Here is a 19102-nt window from a genome sequence, read left to right as displayed (position 1 = left end):
ACTCATAGCCAATAGATGACCAAACCGGCGAGAGTGATGGCTGAGAGGAAGACTGTGAGACACCTGTCGTACCGCGTTGCGACACGCCGCCAGTCCTTCAATCTGCCAAACATGATCTCAATCCGATTGCGCGTTTGTAGCGGCGCATGTCGTATCGGACGGTTATTTTGCGCTGTTTGCGTCCTGGGATACGCACGCGTATCCCCTAGTTTTTTAACCCTTCTCTGAACCATTCGGCATCATAGCCGCGATCAACCTGCAACTATTCGACATTTGGCAGACTGCTGACAAATGCCCTAGCACCAACGTAGCCGCTGACCTGACCGGCAGTGAAAAACAGATTCAAAGGGTGTCCCTGACTATCACAAACTACATCCAACTTTATGTTCATGCCGCCCTTGGTTCGCCCGATCAGAAATCCAGGGCCTATTTTTCACGGCAAGACTGGAAGCTGTGCGATGGACTTTCAGGTATTTAGCATCGATCATGACCGTCTTTTCTTCGCCGTGGTTGGCAGCCAAGCCGACCAAAATCCGGGCAAAGATGCCTTTGTCACTCCATCGCTTCCAACGATTGTAGAGCGTTTCCGGGGCTTTCGCGGCCCCCTTGGGGCCACGGTCCCCTTAAACTGTGTGGTCCATATTTCCTGGGTGCATCGCGCGAACGTAACCCGTTGCGGTTGATGAAGATAATCCCACTCAAGGCACGCCTGTTATCAACGCGAGGTTTGTCATGGGAATCTGGGTAGAACGGCGCCAGACGCGCCATTTGCTCGTCGCTCAACCAGAAAAGATCAGATATGTTCACCGCTTGTTTTGAACGCGATGAATCACGCAGCCAAACGGAAATCAACGGGTCCAGAGCCTAATACCATGCATCTGGGATTTCCTCTTTACGGTGCGCTACATAGGCGGCCAACTCTTCATTTTTGGCCTCATCCATCCCGGGCGGTTCGTATTCGTTTAGCATCTGGTTCCAGCGCTCATAAGCGCGATGACGCATGTCTTTCGAGCCACCTTCTTGCCAGCTTTCGACATTCTCACTGTCGCTGAGTTTCGGCTCATAAAATGCCGTTTGATAGTTACGCATGGTGTGGGCACAGCCCAGGAAGTGACCTCCGGCTTCAACCTCGTCATAGGCGTCGCGGGCCAAGGCTTCGTCACTGGTGTCCAGACCCTGACCCAGCACCTTCTGGTAAGATCCCAGTCGAGCGGCATCCATGATCAACTTTTCAAAGCCGGTGCACAGCCCGCCCTCAAGCCAGCCCGCGGAGTGCAGTACAAAGTTCGCTCCGGCCAGCATTGTGGAATGCATGGAATCTGCGGATTCGTAGGCGGCCTGCGCATCTTCGATCTTCGAGGCGGTCAGCGATCCGCCGCAACGCAGTGGTAGTCCGGCACGGCGCGCCAACTGGCCGATCGCATAGTTGGAAATCACCGGTTCGGGCATGCCAAAGGTCGGTGCACCGGATTTCAGCGACATTGATGAAAGGAAATTTCCTAGTACGAAAGGCGCACCCGGGCGCAGCAATTGCACGTAGGCACAGACCATCATCGCCTCGGCCATGGCCTGGGCCACGGATGCGGCCGTCGAGACCGGCCCCATGGCACCGGACAGGATGAAGGGCACTACAATCAAACCCTGACCGCGGGTCGAATAGACGCGGGCCGACTCTGTTACCACCCGGTCCACCAAGAGCGGTGAGTTCGTGTTCACGTTACCCATTATGACGCAGTTTTCTGCCATCACGTCGGCCCCAAAAACGATCTCGGCCATCTCGACGCTATCCTGTGCGCGGCTCATCTCGGTAATGGCGCCAAGATGCGGCTTGTCGCTGAGGGTCATGTGCGCGAACAGCATATCGAGGTGCCGTTTGCTGACCGGAACGTCACAGGGTTCGCAGGTGACAAAACCGCCATGATGCAGGTTTGGATGCATATAGGTCAGCTTGACCAGCTTTTCGAATGACTCAAGATCGCCATACCGGCGCCCGCCCTCAACGTCGCGTACAAAGGGCGCGCCGTAAATCGGAGCAAAAACCTGGCTCATCCCGCCAATCTGAACGGACCGTTCAGGATTTCGCGCCAGTTGGGTGAATTCGCGTGGAGCCTTGGCACAGAGATTGCGTATCCAATCGGACGGCGCGCGCACGATGTCTTTGTTGACGGTTGCACCTTCGCGCTTCCAAAGTTCCAGCGCCTCTGGGTCGTCGCGAAAGGCGATGCCGACCTCTTGCAATATCCAATCCACCTGCTCCTCTAGCCGGGCGATCTGATCCTCGTCCAACACGTCGTAATGAGGCAGTGTTCGGCGAATAAAGGGAGACGGAGCAGCGCCGGTTTGCACGGCGTTTCGTGCCCTTGATGTGCGTGACCTACGAGCCATTGGACCCCTCTTTAAGCAAGTACGTAGAAAATAGCTTTCGAATCCGCCTTTGTGACGCTTGAAATAATATATGATTTGGATAAGTGGAGCTTATGCAAAACCTCTGGTCTCATTTTTCTTCACCGCGTCATCTGGTATATTTCGAAGCGGCGGCCAGAACGGAATCCTTCACGCATGCCGCGCAGGAACTAAATGTTCAGCAACCTGCAGTGAGCATGACAATCAAACAATTGGAGGTGTCATTGGGTGTTGTGCTCTTTGAGCGTAGCCGCCGAAAGATCACTCTCACCAATGCTGGAAGCCGTTTGTTTTCAGATGTGACCCGGGCGTTTACCCAATTGGAACAATCCGCAGCATCGATCCGACAATTCGCAAGCAGCGACCATGTCACCCTCAGCGCATCGTCTGCCTTCAACAATTACTGGCTTTTGCCGCGCCTTGGTTCGTTCCAGCAAAACCACCCCGAAATCGACTTGCGTCTGCAATCGAGCGATCGGGAATCCGATCTTAGTGTTGAGACGATTAGTCTGGCCATCCGTCGTGGCAATGGATCTTGGCCGGACTGCGAATGCGCATTAATTGCCGAAGAAGTGATTTACCCGGTCGCCGCGCCCCGCGTGATGGCTGCGGCCGTAAACCTGAAAAACGTACCGGGGTTACTGAGCCAACGTTTGATTCACCTGGAAGAACCGATCCGCGAACGACCATCCTGGCAGCAGTGGTTTCACGAATTTGGTGTTAAGGACATGCCGCCAAGTGGCGGGCTGAGACTGAATGATTACGCTCTTGTGTTGCAGGCCGCCATTGCGGGCGAGGGGTTTGCCTTCGGTTGGCACCACCTTGTCGATCCTCTCGTGAGAAAGGGCTTGTTGGCGGGGCGTCCCGAATGGGCCTGGAAAACTGGAAACGGGTTTTATCTGGTTTGGTCCAAGATCGGGTCGTTGACGCCCAAAGCGGAAACCGTTCGTGACTGGGTGCTGAAAAACCGGCAACCCATCTGACCGGCGGGCATGCCGGAGTTTACGTCAATACATTCATCCTAAAGGTTTGGATTGGAGATCACACTCGCACTGACCCTTGGTGCTTGGATTGGCCAAACTGTGCGGCTGCTTTGACGTTTGTTGGATAGCCAGGGACGTATGCTGCCATGCCGTCAAAACGTATAGCTGATCTCGTCTACGCCCCTGGGCTTCGGTTCAGTCGTAGGCTGCGGTCACAATCATTTCCACCTTCAAGACGCTGCGGGCGAGTTTGGACTCTCCGCAGGCGCGGGCAGGAGCGTGACCTTCGGGCACCCAAGCGTCCCAAACAGCATTCATCTCAGCAAAGTCTGCCATGTCGGCCAGCCAAATCTCGCATTTCAAAATACGACTCTTGTCGCTGCCTGCTTTGGTCAACAGGTCTTCCACCTTGGCCAAGATGTCGCGTGTTTGTTCAGCGACAGTAGCTGCGTCCGAGGTTTGCCCGCAAAGATAGGCGACGCCGTTGTGTTTAACGATCCGGCTCATGCGCTGGGCGGTTTCGATCCGAGTAATGGTCATTTCTTATGTCTTTCCAGTTGAGGAAGCTTGAGTTGAGTGCTTGTCGACGCCAAACAGCAGGTGGCCGTTGAGGTCAATCGCGTTCAGCAACAATAAATCTGCGGCGCAAGTCGGCAGGCTATTGAGACTGATTTGGTTGGCTTGATTCCATGTTGTCTACCAGTTCCTTTTGGTATCCGAAGAGCGCAGGTAGCCCCCCTGTATGCAGCAAAACAACCGTTTGCCTGGGCTGAATGTCTCCTTTACTCAGCAGGTGCAATAACCCCGCAAATGTTTTTGCGGAATAAACGGGGTCAAGGAATATTCCTTCGGTGCGCGCCATCTTTTCCAAGGCTGCACGGGTCACTTCGCTTAGTCTGCCGTAGCCAGGGGATAACACCTCGTCCAGAACGGTGACCTTGTCTTGCAAGGGCCCAGCGTCGATTTCCAGCAAATCCGCTAGTTTCTGCAGGACAGTGTTCATTCGGGTTTTTTGCTTATGTTGATTTCGGCGAACGCAAACCCCAAACACAGAACAGGCATTCTCTTCCAGCGCGAGGCCCGCCAATATACCAGCGTGTGTTGCGCCGCTACCTGAAGGGACGACGACCGCGTCAACATTCGACATCTGCTGGCACAATTCTTTTCCGGCAGCGACGTAGCCCAAGGCACCTAAAGGTGGATGTTGTAAACCCAGATGAATGACATAGGGTTTGCGTCCTTGCGCTCTCAGTTCTTCGGCCCGCGCGTGTAACGCAGCGTCGGCACCAACTTCATTTTCGCCCTCGGGAAAGCTCATGTGTTCAGCACCTAAGATCTTTGCAAGCAACACATTCCCGGACCTGTAATACTCCTTACCCATATCTGGTACACGCTCTTCCAGCTGCAGCACGGATTGCATGCCCAATTTGGCAGCCGCAGCTGCCGCAGATCGAACAAAGTTTGACTGAACAGCGCCAGTGATCAGAATAGTGTCGGCGCCTTGTCGAACAGCATCGCCAAAGTAGAATTCAAGTTGCCGCGTTTTATTTCCGCCAAATCCAAGACCTGTCAGATCATCACGTTTCAACCATAGGTCTATACCCAGTTCTGCCGACAGCCTGTCCAACCGCTCCAAGGGTGTAGGGCCAGACATGAGTTGGGCTCTTGGGAACCTGTCCAGAATGTTTTTTTGCATCATGGTCTGACCTTCGAAGTTACGCGATCGTCAATGCGCGATGAAAAAGAACACCGCAGGCGATAAAGGAAATCACGCGGATGGCAGTCGTGATCAGTGTCTGCGGTAAGTGGGGGCCTACAGTGCGACCAAGCAGGCTGCCTGTCAGTGTGAGCGCGATAAAACCCCAAAGTTGCGGGCCAAAACTGAGCATCTGAGTCTCTGTCAGGCTGTGTAAAACAAAAGCGATACCGTACGCCACCAGCGCAATGGGTTGCACCAGTTTTGCAACCTCTTTGGCGGAATGGCCTTTCGCAATCAATCCGAAAACCATTAGCGGGCCGGGCGTCGCCGCCCAAACGGTTGCCACCCCTGACAAACCGGAAACGGTTGAAAATCCTGCTGTACCAATTGAGCAACGAACGGGCAGCAAAGTCGTAAGAAGCCCAATCAGCAAAAGGCTGGCCGTCAGAACAAGGACAAACGCTTCGCTTAGCCAGGGGTAGATCGAGAGGCCTGACACCACTCCGACGAGGCAACCAATGATTGCCGTGCGAATTGTCTGTTTGTCGCTCTTCAGCACCCGTTGGTCTGTTGCGACCGCTGAAACGACAGTGTTCAAAAGTAGCAGTATCGGAACTGCTGTTGCCGTTCCAAGAAGGATCATCATCGGCGGCCCGGCAATGATGCTAAATCCGATGCCGACACCGACCTGCATCATAGCACCAAGGCCTATGGCGACCATCAAGATAGAATAGTCAACGGACACTGATTTCCCCGTTGTCCCTCATGATACTGCAGGCGCTTTTACGCCCAAGGCATGAGGCCTCCATAAGTTTTGCGCGTGGCAACGGTATGCGCCATCTGTGCCAATGTCGTCAAATCGAAGACTGGAAGACGCAGCTCTTCCTGAAGGAGCACGGCATATGGCGGCAAATCGGTACATTCCAAAACCAGCGACCGAATATCAGGTGCACGTTGTATGAGCTTTCGCGCAGCTTCCAGAACTTCGGCCTCGATCAGGTCGGTGTCCATGCGTGTCCGCGTGTTCCGTAAGATCACCTCTGCGAATTCATTGGTGTCTTCTAAACCTTGCACTGCAACGGGGATGGTAGCTGCTCCGACACCTTCGAAGTGCTTCGCTGTCAGCGCTGAAGCGTCTGCAGTCAGCACGCCCACTGGAGCACTTGCTCCGGTCATATGAAAGGCCAGAGGCACCTGAATAAGACTGGATGCAAAGACAGGTACAGAAACAGCCGCGGCCAGTTCCTTTTGGAACAACGCCAGAAAACCGCAGCTTCCGGTGATGGCCCGAACACCTTCGGCTTCAAGGCGTTTTGCGCCCTCAATAAATGGAGCCAGCAACTCAGGCGTTGGGTTGTTTAGAAGGGTAGGGACGGTGATCCCGCTTATCATTTCGTAGAGCACCGGAAACGGAAGGCTGGACGGATTTTTGATGTGTCCTGGGGGTTTGGGGAAATAACTTTCAAGGCACAAAACCCCGATCGAAGCCCCGCAAATGTTTTGACCGCCATTGTAGACTGGCATGTGCTCAGGTCCTTTCGAATTGGAGATTTAGAAACGGTCCAGCGAAAATGGGGCCAAATCGATATTTGGGCTGCGATCAGACACAAGGTCTGCCACAAGTTCCCCAGTCTTCGGCGCCATCATCAGGCCGTAGTGAGAGTGTCCAAACGCGGCAAATAAACCCTTTTTGCCCTTCAGCGGCCCAATCGCAGGCAGGCTGTCGGGAAAAGAGGGGCGACGGCCCATCCAAAACTGCGGTTCGCCTGTATTAAGCTCCGGCACCAATGCTTTGGCTTGCTCGGTCAGAATCTTTTCTTTTCGTGGATTGGCTGGAGCATCGACGCTTGCGAACTCGGCTGTACCAGCAACTCTCAATCCACCTTGCATCGAGCTTGCGACGATCTTTGCATCCACGTCCATGACCGAATTGTTCAGCACCGCAGAGGGGTTAGGGAATTCAACATGGTAACCCCGTTCAGCCACAAGTGGTACGGGAAGTCCTAATGGCTTCAGCAGGTCGGCAGACCATACCCCGGCGGCAAGAACGACATGATGTGCATGTATTTTGCCTTGCGAAGTATCAAGCTGCCAATTGCCTCCTTCGGCTTGTGTCAGCTTGGTGACTTCGGTTCGCACGAATTCGGCCCCTTGCGCGCGCGCTTTTTCTGCAAGCACAGTGCCCAAGCGTCCCGGAGAGATCGCGCGCGCCTGGCCTTTGATCACAATTGCGGCCTTGAACGCTTTTGAAAGCGCAGGTTCTAGGCGCCGCAACTCGGCGCTGTCGACACGCTCCAATTCACCGCCTTTTTCTCGGCGGATCCGGTAACCAAGCTCGTCCAGGCTGGCCTGATCAGAATTGCGGAAAGCGTGGATGTAATAACTGTCGGCAATTAAATCTTCATGCCCGGTGCCGTGCAGATGCCGACGGTACAAATCGATGGATGGACGGCACAAAAGCTCCATCGCATCCGAGACTTCACGAACGGTTTTTTCGCCGGATTTTCCTAGAAAGCGCATCCCCCAAGGTATCATCTTCGGCCAGAATGACGCCCGTACCGACAGCGCACTTTTCGGATCCAACAGCATTTGCGGCAGCTTCTTCCAAATTCCAGGAACTGCCTGAGGAATTATCGACCAGGGTGACACCACGCCTGCATTGCCAAATGATGTTTCCTGGCCTGGCTCACCCCGGTCTACAAGACGGACAGGTATGCCCCGCTCTTGCAACGACAGCGCGCAACAAATGCCGACGATGCCAGCGCCTATGATGGTAACTTGTTGTGTCATCCTGTCAGGCCGGAGAATGGGTGCGATTGCGCGCGATCAATTGGGTGATGATGACTGGCGAGGCCACTGCCAACGCGATCAGGTCCGCTGTCAGGCTTGGCGCGACGAATATCACCCCCGCGATCGCCATCAAAATACGCGACGCTATGTTCAATGACTTCAGCCAGTAACCGACCACAGCTGCGGACAGGGCGATGACACCGGCGATACAGCTGGCCGCAGTGTACGTGAACTCCCACAGATCAAACCCGGTTGAGGATACAAACAACAGCACCGGAGCGTAGACAAAAGCCATTGGCGCGATCACCTTGCCCAGCCCAAGGGTAAAGGCGGACAAACCGGTTCGGAATGGGTTGGAGTTCGCAATGGCCGCTGCCGCGTAGGCTGAGGTGCAGACCGGAGGTGTGATCTCGGACACAACACCATAGTACAACACGAACAGATGACTTGCGATGGGTGGAACGCCCAACTGCGCCAGTGCTGGCTGTGCTACAGAGACCAGCATGATGTATAGTGCAGTGGTGGGAATGCCTGCACCCATCAGGATGCACACCACGGCTATGAAAACAAGCGAGATAAACAGCTGAAGGTCTTCCATGGCAAACAACTGGAAGCTGCCGAATGAGATCATGTTGTAAAGATCAGCCGCCAGATTCCCCGCGCCCTGCGTCACCATGAATCCGATGCGGAAGCCGATGCCGGTGGTGTTGATCACACCGACAACAATGCCAACCGCGGCCGCCGCAGCACCCACGGCCAGTGAGTATTTTACGCCCAGTTCGACCGCTTGCAGCATTTCAGGTACTTCGATGCGTTTCTGGGGGTTCAACGTTGCGACTGCTGAAAGCCCACATAAGATCAGGGTCATGTTCAGGTCGAATCCGCCGTCCGAGAATTTCCAAAGCACAAAGGCCAAAAAGGCTGCCGCGTAAATCAAGGTTGGAGGTTGCCTGAGCCGCGACATGCCTGCGATGACCGCAAGTGAGATTCCGCAGAAAGCTGACATGAACGGCGTGTAGCCAGTGAACAAAACGACAAGCAGTCCGATCAGAGGCACGATATTGGCCCATCCTTCGGCCCAGACGGCTTTGAGTTGCGGCAGTTGTTCCTTGGCAAGGCCCTGTAGGTTCAGTTTGCGTGCCATCAGATGCACCACGGCAAAGACGCCTACGTAGTGGAGGATGGCCGGGAAGATCGCCGCGATGACGATTGTGGTATAAGGAACTTCAAGAAATTCGGCCATGATGAAGGCGGCGGCCCCCATGATCGGTGGGGTGATTTGTCCACCAGCCGAAGACGCGGCCTCGACACCCCCGGCAAAGTGGCCGGGGTATCCTAGGCGCTTCATGTTGGGAATTGTCAGCGCGCCGGTTGATACGGTGTTGGCCACCGAAGAACCCGAGATCGTGCCGAAGAAGGCCGAGGACACCACCGACACTTTTGCCGGACCGCCTGTGTAGCGGCCCGCCAAAATTGTAGCGTTGTCGATAAACAATTGTCCCAATCCGGTGCGCTGGGCGATGACGCCAAACAGGACAAAATGAAAGACGATGGTTGAAACAACCCACAGAGTGACCCCGTAGATACCCTCTTGCGGGAAGTACATCGACGAAACGAAGGTTTTGAAGTTCACGCCGGGATGTTGCAACAACCCGGGGAAGTACGGCCCCAGCAGGGCGTATGAGATAAAGACACAGATGATCAGCGGAAGCACCCACCCTAACGTGCGGCGGGCTATATCCAGCACCAGCAGGATGATGATGACGCCAAGAAACACATCATATCCGTTGGGATTGCCCATTCGGAAGGTCTGTTCCTCGATTCCCAGAAACGGAATGCCGCGCCAGGCAAGACCAACATACAACGCGGCCGTGATGCCAAGCGCCATGAAAACCAGGTCGTAGAGGGGGATATTCCCAATGCGGAACCGGCTGACTTTAAGGGCATATAGGCTCTTGGCCCCGACAATCGGGATCGTGGCGTAGACAAGAATGAACAGCAGCGCCAAATAGATACCCATATGCCAATGGTCGGCGGGCAGGCCAAATCCGGCAGTAAAAAATTCATAAAACGCAAAGATCAGGGCGACAACGCGCAGTACCTTGCCTGTGGTGGGCGTGACTTGCCGGACGGCAGCACCTTCATCGAACTGTTCTTCGATGGCCGCCAGTTCCTCGGCCGTCAGTTCGTGGTCATCAAGTTTATGGGTCTCGGACATGATGGCCCCCCGATTTCGCAAATTTCCAGAGTGCGGTGCCCCGCATAAGGGGCACCAGCGACAGGTTTCAATTGGGTTCGTTTACTGAAGCAGACCGGCTTCTTTATAGAATTTCTCGGCACCCGGATGCAGCGGAACACCCAAGGCTTCGACACCGTCCAGCGCCGTGTCAGGCGTGATCTGCTTGCCTTTTGCATGGCCATTGTCCAGCAGTTTGCGGGTGTTGTCGTTCCACAAAGCTTTGGTCAACTGATAAACTAGGTCTTCCGACAACTCAGAGGACACCACAAGCATCGCGCTGACCGCAGGGGTCTTGGTTTCTGCGTCGATTCCTTCATAAACGCCGCCAGGGATGGCGGACGGGATATAGGCTGGGATGATCTCGTTGATCTTCGCCAGATCTTCGTCGCTGAAGGAATGCAGATTCATGCCTTTGGTCGAAGACAACTGCACCATCGCGGCAACAGGCCAACCTGCAGCGTAGAAATAGGCGTCCAACTGACCATCTGCCAGACGCTCGGCGCTTTGGCTGTTGTTCAGCTCGGCTTCGTCCATGTTGTCGCGGTTGACGCCCCAGGCGTCCAGCATCTGCAAAACTGCAACCTGCGTACCAGAACCGGCTTGCGCAATACCAACGCGTTTTCCTTCCAGATCGCTCAGATCGTTGATCGTCTCACCGGCTGGAAGCACCAGATGCAGATCTTCGGGAAACAGGTTTGCGACGATGCGCAGGTTGGGGTGGGGTTTGCCTTCGAATTTGCCTTCGCCAAGATACATCGAGCGGGTCACGTCGGCTGCGGCAAGACCGGCCTCAAGCTCGCCATTCTGTACGGCAGCATTGTTAAAGACAGACGCAGTTGTCGATTGTGCAATCGCGATGAGTCCTGGTACGCCGCATTGGCCACCCTCTTCGCAAGGACGCGAGCCCGGAGGGGCCGAGATACCGTTCGCAATGGTGCCACCGATGGGGAAATAGGTTCCACCAGCTCCACCGGTGCCGATGCGGAAAAAGGTCGGATCCTGCGCCAGCGCCGGTGCGGCCAGCGCACCAGCCAAAGCCAGACCCGTCAGACATTTCACTAGTTTCATAGTCGTCTCCGTTGTTGGATCGTGGGATTCGGTTTTCCCGAACCTCGATCCTGAGAGCGTAAAGACAAATTTCATTAATACAAATTTGTTATATTTCACAAAACTAAAGTTTAGCTTATATATGAGTTATGAACCTGACACAGCTCACAGTCTTTCGCGAAGTTATGGAAACAGGCTCCATCGCTCAGACGGCCAGAAAGCTGAACCGCACCCAACCAGCGATCAGCTTGGCACTGAAGAACCTGGAAAAAACTCTGGGTTTGACATTGTTTGAGCGTAAAGGGCGGCGGTTGGTGCCGGTCCCCGAAGCGTATTATTTGCTTGCTGAGACGACTGGTATCTTGGACCGTCTAGCTGCGATCTCCAACACAATGGAGGGGCTTATTAAAGGGCATTCAGGCAGCCTGAATATTGCAACCATGCCCGGTCCTTCTGCCTTTTTGTTTCCGCGGTTTATTAGCCAGTCAGTTGGTGAAAACCCTGACATTAAAATCACTTTGTCAACGCGCAGCTCACCGCAAATTATCGAGCTTGCGGGAACACAGAATATCGATTTTGGCTTTGCGGATTTCGAACATTCCAACGGTAAAGGGCCGCAGTATTCCGTCGAATTGATTATGGCGGATTGTTTCTGTGCCATTGACCGAGAAAACCCGCTTGCCGTACGTGATCGCATCTCGGTCTCCGATCTCGACGGGGTTCCAATGGGTGGTCTTCATGAGACGCACCCGTTTCAGCGCAAAATAAGGGCACAGTTCCAAGGGGCCTCTGCTCAGTATAACTCGACGGTGACCTGTCAGTACTTTTTACCCCTGATCCCCTTCGTAAGTTCGGGGCAGTGTTGCACAATCGTGGATCCTCTGACCGTTGCAACCGAACGGGAATTGCAGCTGTCTGGCGGAAAGGTCGTGTTTCTGCCCATCGAAAGCCCACTTAGGTATGAATACGCGATATTAGAGCCAGTACACCGCCCTCCTTCACAGTTGGCCCTGAACATCAAAGCGGGCTGGAAATCTGAAGTCCTTGCGATGCTTGAGGATGTGTCTGCCAATCCCAGCACCAGTATTGTCAGAACAGAGGGGGAGGCATAGTAGTGCCTAACTGCGCGGGGCGGCATACGCTTAGACAACGCTTGGATCATCTCACGTTTAATCATTCGAATACGTAGCTTACCAATAATGAAGGGCCCCTTTTCAAAGGGGTAATTGTTTTCCCTACTCGTATCGTGCACAGCCTTCTTGCTATTTCTTTGGTATACTTTCTTACTACATTTGCCGCGTACGCCCACTCCGGCGATGGGTATGGTGGTGGTTTTGCGGCGCGGGTGGTCTGATTGCTTTTGCCGGGATTGCGTTTCTCACGGGTGTCGCCTGAGGATGAACGACCCCAAACCCCTTGCATCTGTCCCATTGGTGTTGGTGGCCGATCCGGCGTCGGCACATAGTTCCCTGCCGGGTATCGAGGGGTTTTACGTTGGAATAATCCACCCCTTTTCAACGCCACCGCAAGCCCTGCTGATGATTGGCCTGCGTTTGCTTGCTGGCGGGTTCAAACCAGCACATGCGAGATTTCTTCTTGTAAGCTTTTTTGTCACCAGCCTAGCTGGCCTCATTTTCGCGATTGGCTTTGCTGAAATCGATTCAATGATGTTTGCAATGGCCTTTTTGGCTTGTTCAACGGCTGCACTTTTTCCCGGAAAACCTACGCTTCTTGCAACCTTAGTGATCGGGCTGGGTGCATTTTTGATCGGTGATGCTTCGGTGCCGGACGATGGCCCATCCCAAGACAGGGTGTTCACGATGTCCGGTTCGATGATCGGTGCCAACTTAGGTTTGCTGTATCTTGTGGGTATTTGCTTTTTGGTCGGGAAGCACTTTACACGGCCGTGGGTTGGAATTTCTTTCCGTGTAATTGCAGCGTGGTTGGGTGCCATTTCGCTTTTAATGTTGGCTCTCAGTTTTTCAAGTACGAACCTGACCACCCAATAGGTAAGTAAGTTCACTTCACAATGGCGGCACAGCGTCACCGGTCGGGGCGCTTAAAGGCCTTTTCATATGTAAACCGAAAGGGTCTGGCCCGATCACGCAAGGATTAGGGATTGCGCCTTGGCTATCGCCCGATCAGCATTGGAAGTGTCGCCCAACCCTTTGAACGCCCGCGCTACGGCCCGCCAGTTCTGCGCCGAGGTTGGTTTGAGTGCGGTGCGCTCGTTGGCCAAGGCCAGTGCAAGATCAAACCGACGCGCACGTAAGGCGGCCTCCAACAATGTCCAACCGATGATGTCACGCTGAGCAAAGGATCCGCCAAGCCGGTGGGTCAGGTAGCGGACGGGCAAAAGCCGATCCACGCAATCACCATATTTCTCATTCTTGAAATCGCGCATGGCCAGGCAGAAAGGCATACCAATCTCACGGCTCATGGCGACGTTGGCATCAGACGCGTTTTCTAGATATCGCTCATTGGCCGTCAATAGCTTGTCTTGTGCCTCGACCCTGTTATCTGACACAAAGGTCATCATCGCGTGGACATCGTTAAACGCATAAAGCGTGTCCTGCGCGGCGGGCTCCCACTTGTCCGCGAGGTGTTTCCATCGGTCGCCAGACTCTTCGCCAACAAGGTTGATGCGCCACAGCAAGGCTGAAGCGTCCAGTTCCTCATATTTATTGCCGTCCTTCTGGCGCGAGTCCAAATGCGCATCGAAAATTTCGTACACCTTGTCGTATTGCTCGATATCAAGGTGGTAGAGTGCGGTGTGCCACCAAAGATGATTGGCAAAATTGGACGTGCCCCATTCACCTGCGCGTTCTTGCATGAACCGCACGCCGCCCATCTGGCGGCCACGCATTTCCATAACGTGGGCGACAGCATGCACGGCGTAGGGGTGATCAGGGCGAATGGCCAAAGCCTGACGCGCCAATTGTTCGGCGTGGGAAAAGTCACGGTTCTCTTCGAGGCCAAAAGCATAGAAACCCAGCACGAATTCGTATCCGGGTATACTTTCTTCCCAGAGCGTGGAGGCGCGGGCGACCACGTCGCGCTGCCCAGCGACGTCTCCCAGAAGAACGTCGGTGTAGTGAACTAACTCCATTGCCAAAAGGTCCATGGGGTATTTTACCAGCACGGCCTCCCATTTCTGCACCGCACCGTAGAAGTCACCATTTACCCAGGCTTTGACCGCCTCGTAATGGCCAATCTCGCGATCATTGGCGGATTTGAGGCGCTTGCCCGCCTCGTCCAAAGCCGCGACCATCTCGCTGTAGATGCGAGTTTCCATGGATTGGGTCAGCCAACCGGCCTTAAAAAGCCAACCCATGATAAATTCAGGATGCTCGGCCAGAACCGCGTCGATTTCCGCAATCGCGTCGCCCCGAAAAGACAACGACATCTCAATCGCGCGTTCCAATCCGTCAATGGCCTTGGAGTCTTTATACGAGATTGGCACGCCCCGACAATCGGTGAAAGTTGCCCGTTTGTGTGAGACTTCAGATACGGCCGTCATGCGCACTCCTTCCAACAAAAGCTGAAATTAAGGTGAAGGTATTCCGCTGGAAAGCTAAGCCAATTGCAAGTCTAAGTTGCTCACGCCGTCGGTTGTGCATTCTCCGGGAAACATCACGCCTTCCGCGCCGCTTCAAAGCCAGGGGATGCGCTTTGTCCAATACGTCTTGGTCTCTGATTGTTTCTTCAAGCGTTTTCGTTTTTCGGAAGATATCCACCCCGTGTTTGCGGGGTTTTCATTTTCAAAACCTGTCCAGCCACGAGGTTGCGCAGCATTTGCGCCGTGCCGCCGCCTATTGTGAACATTCGTGCATCACGCATCATGCGCTCGATGGGAGTGTTGCGCGAATACCCGCGTGCGCCGTGTAACTGCAACGCGTCGTTGGTCACTTTCACCGCCATTTCCGAGGCGAAGACCTTGGCTTGCGCCGCCAACATGGGATCAGGAAAACCTAAGTGCTGTCGGTCTGCACTGGCCGCTGCGCGCCAGATCATCATCCGAGCGGCATCAATCTGCATCGACATATCGGCAATAATCCACTGCAGACCCTGGAATTCGGCAATCGGGCGACCGAACTGCTCGCGCGTTTTTACAAACGCCAACGTTGCCTCATACGCTCCGCGTGCGATCCCAAGCGCGACCGCCGCCGCCCCGACGCGTTGCGCATTGTAGGCGTTCATCAATGCGGAAAAGCCATGCTTCAGCCCGTCGGGCGGTGAAATCAACCGGTCCAGGGGCAGGCGCAGATTATCCAGAATGACCTCGGTTTCCGGGATGCCACGAAGGCCCAGCGTCGGCTCACGCGCGCCGATCATCAGCCCGTCTTCGCCCAGATAGCCTATAAAGCCACCGATCCCTTTGAATTCGCCCTCTTCAATAACTCTGGCAAAGATCAAATAGAGCTGCGAGACGCCACCTCCCGTGATCCAGTGTTTCTTTCCCTTCAAAACCCATGCATTGCCTTCGCGCACCGCTGTAGTGGTCATTTCGGTCGCGGCGCTTCCTGCATCAGGCTCTGTGATACAGATTGCCGGTTTGTCACCGGCCAACACATGCGCTGCCGCACTTTTCTTTTGGTCGTGTGATCCGTAGGTGATAATCGCGCCGACGGCTCCCATATTTCCTTCAACAGCGATCCGACCCGATACTCCACATTTTGCAGCCAACTCTTCAACAACAAGTGCGACGTCAAAATAGCTGTGACCAGGACCGCCAAGCGATTTGGGAACGCTCATGCCCATTAGCCCCGATTTGGTCATCGCTTCGACAACGCGGACCGGATACCTCTCGGAACGATCAGTTTCTGCAGCAAGCGGGCCGGAGACGGTTTCGGCGATGTGCCGAGCCTTGTTTTGAATTTCGCGTTGTCTGACGGATAGCTCGAATGACGGGGTTGCTGAATAGTTAGCGTCTTGAAGCATGGTGCGCTCGCCTTGTTGATAAAGTCAGCATAGCATCGCCAAAAAAATTTATGTTAGTTTCAATTTCTTGTTTCTTGCATGAGGTTTCCTCATGAAGACTGCAGCGCCCCTATGAAAGTATCGATTACAAGATCTGCCCGGCCGTCGGAGTTTGTGAAAGCTCCGATCTCTCGGGAAAACGGCGGATCCCCAAAAGGAAGCGTGCGCAGGCGGTTCGAAAATGGCCGACGACCTTTGCAGAGCGGAACAATCGAAACCCCGAGCCCCTCACTGACAAGATTGGAAATTGCATCCAGTGAGTCGATCTCCATCGCACTTTTCACGTCAATGTTCTGAGCACGCAGTTCTTCTTCAATGCTCTGGCCTGCCCAAGTCTTACGGTTGAACCAGATAAACGGTTGCGTGCGCAGCAAGTCCTGCCATTTGTCGCCCTTGGCATGCGCTGGAGCTACAACAACGAAAGGTTCAATCGCGATACTGTGCCAATCCAGACCGGGGATCGGGTTCACAGGTTTGGTGCATATCGCAACGTCTACATGCCCATCCGTGAGCTTCTGGGCCAATGCAGATGAACTTCCGTTTTTTACCTCGACCTGCAAGGCGGGATAGGTCGTCTGCAGCGCCTTCAGGCCAACCGTAAGGAAGCTTGCCAAGGCCGTGGGGACAGCCCCAATCGCCAATCTTGATCTGACGATCTCACCCCGTGCTACACGCGCCGACGCTTCGAAGAGGGTCAGAGTCTGTTGCGCGTGCTCTGCCAGAGCGCGTCCCCGCGCCGTCGGTACAGGGGGTCGCTTGATACGGTCAAACAACTGTACGCCCAACTCATCTTCCATGGCCTTTATCTGAAGGCTTACAGCCGAAGGCGACAGCCCGATGACTTCCCCTGCAGCAGCAAAAGATTTCTGTTCAATGACTGCGAGTAGCGTTTTGAGCTGGTTTATGTTCATAACGATGAAATTGACCACACCATCGCATCGAAATCTAGGCTTAGGGCTATAGCCCAACTGCTCTAGCATAAAATCGGAGATGAAATGAAACTTGTGCGATTTGGTTCACCGGGCCAGGAAAAACCGGGAATTGTAGACGAAGAAGGAAGGATCCGCGACTTGTCGACAGTTGTCGCTGATATCAACAGTGACGTGCTTACCGATTCCGCGCTTGAAGTTCTTCGGTCCGCGGACGTCTCCAGTCTTCCGCTAGCAGAAGAAGGGGCTCGTCTGGGGGCCTGTGTATCCGGTATCGGGAAGTTCTTGTGCATTGGGCTGAACTACAGCGATCATGCCAAGGAAGCGAATATGCCGATCCCTAGTGAGCCGATCCTGTTTATGAAAGCGACCAGTTCCATCGTCGGCGCTTTTGATGATGTCATTATCCCAAAAGGCTCTCAAAAGTCTGACTGGGAAGTTGAACTCGGGGTCGTGATTGGAAAAACTGCTCGTCATGTCTCCGAGGCGGATGCCCTTTCGTACGTCGCGGGATATTGCGTTGTAAATGACCTTTCTGAACGCGAGTTTCAAATCGAGCGGGGCGGTCAGTGGGTTAAAGGAAAATCCTGTGACACATTTGGCCCGATTGGCCCATGGCTGGTGACTCGGGATGAAGTTCCGGATCCGCAGGCACTTGCCATGTGGTTAGAAGTGGACGGCGTTCGATATCAGAATGGTTCGACCTCAACAATGATCTTTGGAGTGGCAGAACTCATCTCCTATTGCAGCCGGTTTATGACTCTGGAGCCTGGCGATATCATTTCCACCGGCACGCCTCCGGGCGTCGGTATGGGGCAAAAGCCTGAACCGGTATTTCTGAGAGAAGGTCAACAAATTCGACTTTCCATCGAAGGCCTCGGCATACAGCAACAAAACACGGTTGCTTATAGCTGAATACACCAATTTGCTGGACCAACAGCGGATTCAAAGCGGGTTCAGCTTTAGGATCTTGGCTGCACGGTGAGGGTTGTTTTACTCGCTGGACGCTGAGATCGCCCACAAAATGGAAAAAGGGACGGCGGGTGAGATACCGACCGACCCTATTTAGTTTCGGAACGTGAATTTAACCAGCCAGGCGAATTCCATCGCCGTTGTCGGGCTTGAAAAACAAGAGCCGGTCTAAATATCGTGGCGAGACACTTGATGGGCGGACAACCAAACAGGAATCAATCATTTTTTTGCTTGTTTAGGTTTGTTACTATTGCTCGATTTTGAACTTCGCGGACAATTGTTAGAGGATTTCCACGCGACGCAAATTCAATCATTTTCGTTGAATAAAGTTTCCATGCAAACTGCCAAAGCTTCCATGGTAGCAACAAAGCGAGGCAGGTTAAGGGGGTCATATTCGAAGGCAAGTCTGAAGTACAACATCAGATGGTGCGCCGATTTTCATTGATCGACTTTTTCAGCCCGCTTTCAAGAATCTCGGAGAATCCTGCACGCCAAGGAAGGCGGCTGCGTTCCAGTGAGACGCTTTGGCCAGTGGTTGCCCGAAATCGCAGGCGGTCGACCATCAGGACATCGGTGCCAGCCGTATCAGGTGCACCTACCAGATCCATTTCTCCACGCGCTAAACGAAAGACGCGCGTGGCGAGTTCGGTTTCACCTGAGGACAATGTCACGCTCCATCCCGTGTGATCGTCGACGGTTTTGCCGCCGAAAGTGACAAATGATCCAACCCCGCGCCTCGTTGTGATCAGGCCCTTGCGGCTGAGGATCTCCAGGCTTTTTCGTACCATGTTGCGACTGACCTAGAACCGCTTGTTCAGCGTGTTCTCACTGGCCAGCGGCGCACCCTTGTCCAGCCTGCCGGATCGGATCCCCTCCTCTAGCGTGAGGGCGACCCGCACCGATTTCGGAGCGCCGATCTGTTCAGCACTTGTTGCGTCATGTTCCCTAGCCAGCTTCGGAATTCTGTCAACACAGACGTGTGCAGTTCGGGGTTCCAGTGAATGCGAGACCAACAGACTGCCCGGAACGCAACCCGTTTTTGTTCTTCTTCGTTCCCCGG

At 54.2% G+C, this 19102-nt stretch carries 18 protein-coding genes; 4 read left to right on the top strand and 14 right to left on the bottom strand.

Annotated features, from left to right (window positions below; genetic code table 11):
* Positions 1-2 precede the first annotated feature (2 nt).
* The 3 genes from GOV91_RS22945 to GOV91_RS16270 form a co-directional block, all read right to left on the bottom strand.
* Positions 3-233: a transposase gene (locus GOV91_RS22945; RefSeq protein ID WP_371732329.1), complete on the bottom strand. Its 231-nt coding sequence runs from the start codon at positions 231-233 to the stop codon at positions 3-5.
* Positions 234-552: 319 nt separating this feature from the next.
* Positions 553-768, bottom strand: coding sequence for a hypothetical protein (locus GOV91_RS22940; protein ID WP_371732331.1), 216 nt, complete (start codon positions 766-768; stop codon positions 553-555).
* 96 nt (positions 769-864) lie between these two features.
* Positions 865-2385, bottom strand: coding sequence for a trimethylamine methyltransferase family protein (locus tag GOV91_RS16270; protein ID WP_171236282.1), 1521 nt, complete (start codon positions 2383-2385; stop codon positions 865-867).
* 92 nt (positions 2386-2477) lie between these two features.
* Here GOV91_RS16270 and GOV91_RS16265 point away from each other — a divergent pair, with 92 nt between their 5' ends.
* Positions 2478-3386, top strand: a complete 909-nt coding sequence (locus tag GOV91_RS16265) for a LysR substrate-binding domain-containing protein (protein ID WP_171236281.1) — start codon at positions 2478-2480, stop codon at positions 3384-3386.
* Positions 3387-3581: 195 nt separating this feature from the next.
* Here the strand turns inward: GOV91_RS16265 and GOV91_RS16260 are convergent, their stop codons facing one another.
* The 7 genes from GOV91_RS16260 to GOV91_RS16230 form a co-directional block, all read right to left on the bottom strand.
* Positions 3582-3926: a RidA family protein gene (locus tag GOV91_RS16260; protein ID WP_171236280.1), complete on the bottom strand. Its 345-nt coding sequence runs from the start codon at positions 3924-3926 to the stop codon at positions 3582-3584.
* A 118-nt stretch (positions 3927-4044) separates the two neighbouring features.
* Positions 4045-5040, bottom strand: a complete 996-nt coding sequence (locus GOV91_RS16255) for a D-cysteine desulfhydrase family protein (protein ID WP_254440698.1) — start codon at positions 5038-5040, stop codon at positions 4045-4047.
* A 61-nt stretch (positions 5041-5101) separates the two neighbouring features.
* The gene (locus tag GOV91_RS16250; RefSeq protein WP_171236279.1) at positions 5102-5830 is read right to left on the bottom strand and encodes a hypothetical protein; all 729 of its coding nucleotides are present in this window, start codon (positions 5828-5830) and stop codon (positions 5102-5104) included.
* Between the two features lie 38 nt (positions 5831-5868).
* Positions 5869-6609, bottom strand: coding sequence for an aspartate/glutamate racemase family protein (locus GOV91_RS16245; protein WP_171236278.1), 741 nt, complete (start codon positions 6607-6609; stop codon positions 5869-5871).
* 27 nt (positions 6610-6636) lie between these two features.
* Positions 6637-7875: an FAD-binding oxidoreductase gene (locus GOV91_RS16240; protein ID WP_171236277.1), complete on the bottom strand. Its 1239-nt coding sequence runs from the start codon at positions 7873-7875 to the stop codon at positions 6637-6639.
* Positions 7876-7879: 4 nt separating this feature from the next.
* Positions 7880-10093 (bottom strand): TRAP transporter fused permease subunit, encoded by a 2214-nt coding sequence (locus GOV91_RS16235; protein WP_171236276.1) that lies wholly within the window; start codon positions 10091-10093, stop codon positions 7880-7882.
* An 81-nt stretch (positions 10094-10174) separates the two neighbouring features.
* Positions 10175-11182: a TAXI family TRAP transporter solute-binding subunit gene (locus GOV91_RS16230; RefSeq protein WP_171236275.1), complete on the bottom strand. Its 1008-nt coding sequence runs from the start codon at positions 11180-11182 to the stop codon at positions 10175-10177.
* A gap of 128 nt (positions 11183-11310) precedes the next feature.
* Between GOV91_RS16230 and GOV91_RS16225 the strand changes: the two genes are divergently transcribed.
* Complete coding sequence (locus GOV91_RS16225) at positions 11311-12273, top strand: LysR family transcriptional regulator (protein ID WP_171236274.1); 963 nt, start codon at positions 11311-11313, stop codon at positions 12271-12273.
* A 426-nt stretch (positions 12274-12699) separates the two neighbouring features.
* Positions 12700-13170 carry a hypothetical protein gene (locus GOV91_RS16220; protein WP_217352038.1) on the top strand — a complete coding sequence of 157 codons (471 nt, stop codon included), beginning with the start codon at positions 12700-12702 and terminating at the stop codon, positions 13168-13170.
* 92 nt (positions 13171-13262) lie between these two features.
* On the opposite strand, the gene GOV91_RS16215 is transcribed toward GOV91_RS16220, so the two are convergent.
* The 3 genes from GOV91_RS16215 to GOV91_RS16205 form a co-directional block, all read right to left on the bottom strand.
* Positions 13263-14681, bottom strand: coding sequence for a tetratricopeptide repeat protein (locus GOV91_RS16215; RefSeq protein WP_171236272.1), 1419 nt, complete (start codon positions 14679-14681; stop codon positions 13263-13265).
* A gap of 185 nt (positions 14682-14866) precedes the next feature.
* Complete coding sequence (acdA, locus tag GOV91_RS16210; protein WP_171176396.1) at positions 14867-16102, bottom strand: 3-sulfinopropanoyl-CoA desulfinase; 1236 nt, start codon at positions 16100-16102, stop codon at positions 14867-14869.
* A gap of 89 nt (positions 16103-16191) precedes the next feature.
* Entirely contained in the window at positions 16192-17070 is an 879-nt protein-coding gene (locus GOV91_RS16205) for a LysR family transcriptional regulator (RefSeq protein ID WP_171236271.1), read from the bottom strand.
* 66 nt (positions 17071-17136) lie between these two features.
* Here GOV91_RS16205 and GOV91_RS16200 point away from each other — a divergent pair, with 66 nt between their 5' ends.
* A complete protein-coding gene (locus GOV91_RS16200; protein WP_171176400.1) occupies positions 17137-17985 on the top strand; it encodes a fumarylacetoacetate hydrolase family protein in 849 nt (282 codons plus the stop codon).
* A gap of 476 nt (positions 17986-18461) precedes the next feature.
* On the opposite strand, the gene GOV91_RS16195 is transcribed toward GOV91_RS16200, so the two are convergent.
* The gene (locus tag GOV91_RS16195; protein WP_174827339.1) at positions 18462-18830 is read right to left on the bottom strand and encodes a hypothetical protein; all 369 of its coding nucleotides are present in this window, start codon (positions 18828-18830) and stop codon (positions 18462-18464) included.
* Positions 18831-19102 lie beyond the last annotated feature (272 nt).

Origin of the sequence: Ruegeria sp. HKCCA6837 (assembly GCF_013034475.1) — a bacterium.
Lineage (GTDB): Bacteria > Pseudomonadota > Alphaproteobacteria > Rhodobacterales > Rhodobacteraceae > Ruegeria.
Note: the sequence above shows the minus strand (reverse complement) of the source record. Positions and strands in the feature narration are given on the sequence as shown.

Excerpts from the sequence above, each read along its gene's own strand:
- GOV91_RS22945 (WP_371732329.1), bottom strand. The coding sequence starts at position 233 with ATGGTTCAGAGAAGGGTTAAAAAACTAGGGGATACGCGTGCGTATCCC.
- GOV91_RS22940 (WP_371732331.1), bottom strand. The coding sequence starts at position 768 with ATGGCGCGTCTGGCGCCGTTCTACCCAGATTCCCATGACAAACCTCGC.
- GOV91_RS16270 (WP_171236282.1), bottom strand. The coding sequence starts at position 2,385 with ATGGCTCGTAGGTCACGCACATCAAGGGCACGAAACGCCGTGCAAACC.
- GOV91_RS16265 (WP_171236281.1), top strand. The coding sequence starts at position 2,478 with ATGCAAAACCTCTGGTCTCATTTTTCTTCACCGCGTCATCTGGTATAT.
- GOV91_RS16260 (WP_171236280.1), bottom strand. The coding sequence starts at position 3,926 with ATGACCATTACTCGGATCGAAACCGCCCAGCGCATGAGCCGGATCGTT.
- GOV91_RS16255 (WP_254440698.1), bottom strand. The coding sequence starts at position 5,040 with ATGTCTGGCCCTACACCCTTGGAGCGGTTGGACAGGCTGTCGGCAGAA.
- GOV91_RS16245 (WP_171236278.1), bottom strand. The coding sequence starts at position 6,609 with ATGCCAGTCTACAATGGCGGTCAAAACATTTGCGGGGCTTCGATCGGG.
- GOV91_RS16240 (WP_171236277.1), bottom strand. The coding sequence starts at position 7,875 with ATGACACAACAAGTTACCATCATAGGCGCTGGCATCGTCGGCATTTGT.
- GOV91_RS16235 (WP_171236276.1), bottom strand. The coding sequence starts at position 10,093 with ATGTCCGAGACCCATAAACTTGATGACCACGAACTGACGGCCGAGGAA.
- GOV91_RS16230 (WP_171236275.1), bottom strand. The coding sequence starts at position 11,182 with ATGAAACTAGTGAAATGTCTGACGGGTCTGGCTTTGGCTGGTGCGCTG.
- GOV91_RS16225 (WP_171236274.1), top strand. The coding sequence starts at position 11,311 with ATGAACCTGACACAGCTCACAGTCTTTCGCGAAGTTATGGAAACAGGC.
- GOV91_RS16220 (WP_217352038.1), top strand. The coding sequence starts at position 12,700 with ATGATTGGCCTGCGTTTGCTTGCTGGCGGGTTCAAACCAGCACATGCG.
- GOV91_RS16215 (WP_171236272.1), bottom strand. The coding sequence starts at position 14,681 with ATGACGGCCGTATCTGAAGTCTCACACAAACGGGCAACTTTCACCGAT.
- acdA (WP_171176396.1), bottom strand. The coding sequence starts at position 16,102 with ATGCTTCAAGACGCTAACTATTCAGCAACCCCGTCATTCGAGCTATCC.
- GOV91_RS16200 (WP_171176400.1), top strand. The coding sequence starts at position 17,137 with ATGAAACTTGTGCGATTTGGTTCACCGGGCCAGGAAAAACCGGGAATT.
- GOV91_RS16195 (WP_174827339.1), bottom strand. The coding sequence starts at position 18,830 with ATGGTACGAAAAAGCCTGGAGATCCTCAGCCGCAAGGGCCTGATCACA.